General features: G+C 32.3%; 12 protein-coding genes. 4 read left to right on the forward strand and 8 right to left on the reverse strand.

Going from position 1 to position 5611, the window contains the following annotated elements:
* Positions 1–266 precede the first annotated feature (266 nt).
* The 4 genes from KO361_05335 to KO361_05350 are packed head-to-tail and all read left to right on the forward strand — an operon-like array spanning position 267 to position 1178.
* The gene (locus tag KO361_05335; protein ID MCC7574989.1) at positions 267–467 is read left to right on the forward strand and encodes a hypothetical protein; all 201 of its coding nucleotides are present in this window, start codon (positions 267–269) and stop codon (positions 465–467) included.
* Between the two features lie 19 nt (positions 468–486).
* Positions 487–657 carry a hypothetical protein gene (locus KO361_05340; protein MCC7574990.1) on the forward strand — a complete coding sequence of 57 codons (171 nt, stop codon included), beginning with the start codon at positions 487–489 and terminating at the stop codon, positions 655–657.
* A 10-nt stretch (positions 658–667) separates the two neighbouring features.
* Positions 668–895 (forward strand): hypothetical protein, encoded by a 228-nt coding sequence (locus tag KO361_05345; protein MCC7574991.1) that lies wholly within the window; start codon positions 668–670, stop codon positions 893–895.
* Complete coding sequence (locus KO361_05350) at positions 888–1178, forward strand: hypothetical protein (GenBank protein ID MCC7574992.1); 291 nt, start codon at positions 888–890, stop codon at positions 1176–1178. Before KO361_05345 ends, KO361_05350 begins: the two co-directional genes overlap by 8 nt.
* A gap of 150 nt (positions 1179–1328) precedes the next feature.
* Here the strand turns inward: KO361_05350 and KO361_05355 are convergent, their stop codons facing one another.
* From KO361_05355 to KO361_05390, 8 genes are all read right to left on the reverse strand, one after another.
* On the reverse strand, positions 1329–1910 hold the full coding sequence (locus KO361_05355) for a hypothetical protein (protein ID MCC7574993.1): 582 nt from the start codon (positions 1908–1910) through the stop codon (positions 1329–1331).
* Positions 1910–2299 (reverse strand): hypothetical protein, encoded by a 390-nt coding sequence (locus tag KO361_05360; protein MCC7574994.1) that lies wholly within the window; start codon positions 2297–2299, stop codon positions 1910–1912. The genes KO361_05355 and KO361_05360 overlap by 1 nt, the downstream gene beginning before the upstream one ends.
* Positions 2292–2483 carry a hypothetical protein gene (locus KO361_05365; protein ID MCC7574995.1) on the reverse strand — a complete coding sequence of 64 codons (192 nt, stop codon included), beginning with the start codon at positions 2481–2483 and terminating at the stop codon, positions 2292–2294. The genes KO361_05360 and KO361_05365 overlap by 8 nt, the downstream gene beginning before the upstream one ends.
* 3 nt (positions 2484–2486) lie before the next feature.
* Positions 2487–2684 carry a hypothetical protein gene (locus KO361_05370; GenBank protein MCC7574996.1) on the reverse strand — a complete coding sequence of 66 codons (198 nt, stop codon included), beginning with the start codon at positions 2682–2684 and terminating at the stop codon, positions 2487–2489.
* 3 nt (positions 2685–2687) lie between these two features.
* Positions 2688–3143: a hypothetical protein gene (locus KO361_05375; GenBank protein MCC7574997.1), complete on the reverse strand. Its 456-nt coding sequence runs from the start codon at positions 3141–3143 to the stop codon at positions 2688–2690.
* Between the two features lie 138 nt (positions 3144–3281).
* Positions 3282–3833 carry a hypothetical protein gene (locus KO361_05380; GenBank protein ID MCC7574998.1) on the reverse strand — a complete coding sequence of 184 codons (552 nt, stop codon included), beginning with the start codon at positions 3831–3833 and terminating at the stop codon, positions 3282–3284.
* Positions 3826–4626: a hypothetical protein gene (locus KO361_05385; protein ID MCC7574999.1), complete on the reverse strand. Its 801-nt coding sequence runs from the start codon at positions 4624–4626 to the stop codon at positions 3826–3828. The genes KO361_05380 and KO361_05385 overlap by 8 nt, the downstream gene beginning before the upstream one ends.
* 55 nt (positions 4627–4681) lie before the next feature.
* On the reverse strand, positions 4682–5611 hold a 930-nt coding region (locus tag KO361_05390; GenBank protein ID MCC7575000.1), incomplete at its 5' end, for a hypothetical protein.

Consider the following 5611-nt stretch of genomic DNA (forward strand, 5'->3'; position numbering starts at 1 on the left):
AACTATAAAGCGTTATAACATATGCTAGGCATTAAACCAAGCCCATTCTATCCGATTTTGCCCAAACAAACCATACCTCTTAATCCTTTTATCTAGACAATTACAACCAACTTTTCAAGAGTTGTATATGGTTCTCGTTATACAACTTTACTTTCATTTCTCCATTGGTAATAGAGGTGTTTCTAGTGGAAAATAAGAAGCGATAAGTATATATGCTATAACGTCTTATAGTGTATTGTAACAGGAATGGAAGGTGAATGAGAAAAATGAATGCAAAAACTGATTTATCAGGTAATAGAGTAGCAATCTATGATAATAACTCCATTATTGGAGAAATGGTCAAAAATCCCGAAACAGGAACAATCTATGTATATCTCTACGCAGATAACCATGAAATGAGAATAGGTGTATCAGGAAAGGAGAAAGTTAAGTATGCTTTCACTTCCCAAAAGGAGATAACCTACTAATCTTTATGAGGTGAACAAAATGAAGTTTGAAGTTGTTTTCACAATGGAGAATACAGAAGGATATAACGAGAAAGATTTGGAATGGTTGAACAGTAGATACTATGAATTATCTATCCTTTACGAACAGTGGGAAAAACAAGACGTTATGCAGAAGGTGCTAGACGAACATTGGAAACTGTTTGGGTATTAGAGGTGTAATCATGAAAACCAAAAAAACAACTATCCAAATTTCTATAGAAACAAAAAACTGTCTAGTAAGCATAAAACAACATCCTTTAGAACCTTATGAGGACACCATCAGACGGTTAATAAACCTGTATAAACTTGTTGAAAGTTACTACATAGCAAAAGCAGAAGAAAAGAAACGTTTAACAGAAGAGTTAGAGAAGGCAGAAAAAACAGCATCAGAAGGTGAACACAATGACTAAACCAACAAAATCAGAACAGATAGAGCGAGAGTTTAACAGACTCTATAACGCACATACATGCATGAAGAAGGCTTTATCCCATCTCCCAAAATCTCCCAAAGGAAAGTATCTTTACGCTAAACTAAATGGTCTAGTGCTTGATATGGAAGGCTATATGAATCACCTATCTAAAGACTATTCCACCATACAAGAGAAGGAGAGAGAATTAGCAAGAAAAGAAAGAGAAGTTTATAACAACTCTGTTATGTTCAATGGAGCATTTAAAGAGGTGATGGAAGAATGAGTAGAGATTGCGCAAACTGCAGGCACGCATCCAAAATTCATATCGTATATAGTAGAGGAATAGGATGTTTTACCTCGTACTATTGTTACCATTACGGTATGAAGAGCATCCATGTAAAACAATGTTTTAAAGAAGGGTTAGAATAACCTCTTATTTTAAATCAATCTCCTCATTAATAATTTCATTACTATCATACAACACCCCCACTTTAACAGCATCAAGAGCAATAATAGGTGTTTCCAGATAAGGTATTTCAGATTTAACAATAATAACATGAGGTTTTTTACATCTGTCAGTAATACATTTCTTCCATTTATCATTCTCTTGATGAATCTTAAACGGTCTAAATAACCTATCAGTTTGCACTCTTAACCTCTTATGAATATTTGTATATCTTTGAGTAGCATAGTAAATATCTGAATCTATTTTTCTAGTCTGACTAACCATTTTATCAATAAAATTAACCACTTTGGCTTTAGTTCCAATACTATTCAGAACAATCTGTATTTCATCAATCCCTATACTTGCTTCTTGAATCTCTCCCTCTAAAACCATATCTACAATCTTTTTGACTGTAACCTGTTCTGAAAAAGTAGTTTTATAGTTTGTATAAACCCTTCTCCCTTCTTTAAAATCTTGATGGAGGTAATACGTCATTGTTAGACTTTTTCCATTCCCTCTTATACTCCCATTACAAAAATCATCCATTGTTCCAACAAATCCATAAATCATTACCAATTTCTCCCAATCATTCTTTCCATCATATTCATTCTTTGAGATTCAAACCCCATTCCGGCAGTAGCTTCAAACATCTTAATAACTTCTTCTCTTCCTTTCCCTGATACGCTAATCACCTTAATCATAGTATCTTTACAGACTATATCCAATATAGGGACTTGCACTACTCCCTTTTTATTCCCTCCAAATTTCTTTTCTTTCAAATACTGATTTAAGGCATTGCTCTTAACGATTGCTTTAATATTTTTTCGAGTAAGTCTGCTTTTTTGATCGATGTTTTCATTACCAAAAACTTCCTGCACCGCCTTAATAAATCCCTCCATAGCAGAACTTTGAGACTCATCTTTTAGCGGAATAACACAATCTTCTTCTATTTTACTCATATATATCAACTCCATCAATCTCTAAATACACGGAATGTATAAATAATATTACAGTAGCACCAGTAGTAGCTAGCATAAGAAAGCCAAATACAGGTTGATGAAAAATCAACATAAATACTAAAGAAATAATGGAGAACAGTCCCATTACAATTACATTTTCATTAATATTATTATCAACCATCATGATTTAATCCCATACCCATTTTTCTTTCGCTATTATTCCATGATAGAGAAGCATGCAAAATGGGACAAAGATTATCATTATTAAATTTTTAGAAAACCAAAATTGAATAGATAATCCTATCATAAGTATATGGAAAAGGATATGAAAACTAATCAATCCTTTTTTTACTAACTCCCATTCCTCTTTTATTTTAAACTTCATTCCCTACATCCCTCCAAACATCATAAAGATAATCAATGCACCAACACCTATAACAATCAACCACCAATATTTTTGTAAAATATTGTCTTCTGAATGAAAAATATCCTGTATAAAGTGGTCATTTAGAATACTATTAAACGTTTCTGCATCAACGTAATCAGATTTTAAAACCTTGTAATTAACCCTCTCCATCATATCCAACCCTTCCGAAAAATCCTCCACACTACAAGGGACGGGATTATCCGAGTCATAAAACCCATAAATTCTTAATCCGTTTTTCAAAGGTTTATCATCCCTCTTTGGCAGTAAATAAGACTTTCCATTATGGGAAAAATATAAATCACCTTTATTCAAGAACACCTTTCTCCCTACTTGCTCAAAGTTTTCAAAAATCCTTACGTCATAAAAAGATTTTTTGAGGATTGTATTATAATAAATTGCTCTTAATACATTACTCATAATTTAACCTCATTATAGATTTTTTCTGATATATAGTGCACCATATTATGATACACTTCTTTTTCATTCATTCCCTTAATAACTCTTTTATCAAATACTCTCCCATCCTTATTTCCCACTAAAATAAGAGTTATCATTTTAATTAACTCCTCTAATTCCATATCCAAAGGCCAATAGACCTACAATAATTAATAAAGCAGTTGAAATTAAAATCAATCCCTCATTTGTAACCTCTTGAAATTGTTTAAACAATACAATATTAAGAACCACTCCCACTAATGCAATCAACGGTATTTTAATACTTATAACATACATTCCTAATACCAACAGTAGCAAGAATGTAATAAAAGGAGTAAATACTTTATATCCTGTTACAACCTCCATTTCTCCATATTGAGCAGTAGCCATATCCAATACCATTATCTTATTCTTCTCTCCTTCTTCCAGATTGGTTAAAATCAACTCTTGCATAGTGCTATTTTCCGTATATAACAACCCATTAATATACACATTACAGGGATTATAAGACTCCCACGTATAGTGTATATAATTCTCTCCCACAGTTGCATTTATCGGAATAGCACTAATTCCATAAATACAGATAGAGGAAAGCAAAATTACAACCCCCATTACTATACAAATTGTTCTCCCATAAATCCTTAAAACCCGTTCCAGATTCATATTAACCACTCCCTCTCCCTGTTTGAACCAATATAAATATCAGAACCAATATAGGAACTTTAACAAATACCATATTAAGCAATAACGGAATATCCTTAACATTCCAGAATAATATCGCCCCCATATACTTTACAAAATCTGTTAACTTAATTCCGTCTTCCTCTGATTTTGTTACTATTTTCCCTTCTGTTCCATATTCCTTAATACCTATTTCATCATGAGAACCAACACCATTATAATAAACATATCCCCATGATAGAATATTCTTATTAGGAACATTCCTATAGGTAAAAACATAAACCTCATTAATATAAACTTCTACCGTCCTATCTCCATCATTTAATACTGTAGTTATAGAATACTCTCCATTATACAATCCCATATCATGATAAAATACCTGATTATACGAATAAGGAATTAAAGGTATTTTCCCACTTGATAAATAAATCCAATTCTCTTCTACTCTCAAAAACAAAGAATCATAATACAATCCTGTTTTTCTTACAATCAAATAATAATCACTGTTCAACTCGTTATTAATAACATATCTGTTCTTAAATATCTGTTTTTCCGGCATGAATAATCTAATAAAGGTTATCTCATTACCTGTAAGACTATTAGGTATAGAATATAACCCTTTTGTTTCTGACAACTCCCACTTTCCTAATAAAACCTTATAATTAAAATCTTCAAATCTACTATCTGTAAAATCCACTGTTTCTAATGTATGAATAGGATTATCTCCGATAAGTATTGCTTCATTCTCCATACTAATAAAAGCAATAATCCCACTCGTCAACACTATATAAAATGTCAGTGCTAAAAAAATATTACTAGTAGCTCCTCCACCACTCATATCAGTCATCTCCTCTAATTATTTTCAGATAGACAATACCTCCAATAAAGATAAAGGTTATCACTATCCATACCGGGATTAACCCCATTCCAACTCCTATTAAAACTCCTAAAATACCACCATATAATCCTGCCCCTTCTGCAAAATTCTCCACAAAAATTATACATCCAATAGAGATTAATGCAGTTAAAATCAATCCTATAAATACATCAGGAATTCCTAACATCCCAAATAAATTAAATACTGCATCTATAGGACCTTTAGGCGCACCTACTGTTGGTGTAGGAGTAGGAGTTATAGGTATAGTAGGAGTGGGAGTAGGAACTATATCCGGTGGATGCATCCATATATTTAAAAATCTCTCTCCCTCAAAAACTTCTATACTCCCACTGGAAACAGCATATTGAGGGTGTTCTGCCTTATATGTTTGAGTTGAATTTTTAGGAACTTCAAATACTATATATCCGACAGAGTTAGTTATTTTTTCTACTTCTCCAACAGTTACTTTTACATTAGGAACTGCTATAACATTTCCCTGATTATCTTCTCTATTCGTATAGATATGTAATATCGTATTCCCCGGGTCTAATGGAGTAGTTATAGCCGTTAACCTACAGGGCATTATTGAGTCTGAAAACACATACTGTATATAATCAACAAAATCAACATAACCGGTAGCAGAAACATCTATCCTATAATGAGGATATGCATAACCGCTTTGAGTTTGATTAAGTCTTACTTTTGCTATACCTCCATATACCGTTTCTTCATATACTACATTTGATGTTTCCAAATCAGTGATTTTTAATTCTGCTTCATTGATATATGAATTTTGGAAACGTTCTGATATTCTGAATTCAATTAAATTCGTATCTACAGTAGGTGTAACGGAACTATCTTCCATAATTACATTAAATGTATAGGGTGCCGT

The organism is Candidatus Woesearchaeota archaeon (assembly GCA_020854775.1).
Taxonomy (GTDB): Archaea; Nanobdellota; Nanobdellia; order Woesearchaeales; family 21-14-0-10-32-9; genus 21-14-0-10-32-9.

Bases quoted from the DNA above. Each gene is read 5' to 3' on its own strand.
- KO361_05335 (MCC7574989.1), top strand. From the start codon at position 267: ATGAATGCAAAAACTGATTTATCAGGTAATAGAGTAGCAATCTATGAT.
- KO361_05340 (MCC7574990.1), top strand. From the start codon at position 487: ATGAAGTTTGAAGTTGTTTTCACAATGGAGAATACAGAAGGATATAAC.
- KO361_05345 (MCC7574991.1), top strand. From the start codon at position 668: ATGAAAACCAAAAAAACAACTATCCAAATTTCTATAGAAACAAAAAAC.
- KO361_05350 (MCC7574992.1), top strand. From the start codon at position 888: ATGACTAAACCAACAAAATCAGAACAGATAGAGCGAGAGTTTAACAGA.
- KO361_05355 (MCC7574993.1), bottom strand. From the start codon at position 1,910: ATGATTTATGGATTTGTTGGAACAATGGATGATTTTTGTAATGGGAGT.
- KO361_05360 (MCC7574994.1), bottom strand. From the start codon at position 2,299: ATGAGTAAAATAGAAGAAGATTGTGTTATTCCGCTAAAAGATGAGTCT.
- KO361_05365 (MCC7574995.1), bottom strand. From the start codon at position 2,483: ATGATGGTTGATAATAATATTAATGAAAATGTAATTGTAATGGGACTG.
- KO361_05370 (MCC7574996.1), bottom strand. From the start codon at position 2,684: ATGAAGTTTAAAATAAAAGAGGAATGGGAGTTAGTAAAAAAAGGATTG.
- KO361_05375 (MCC7574997.1), bottom strand. From the start codon at position 3,143: ATGAGTAATGTATTAAGAGCAATTTATTATAATACAATCCTCAAAAAA.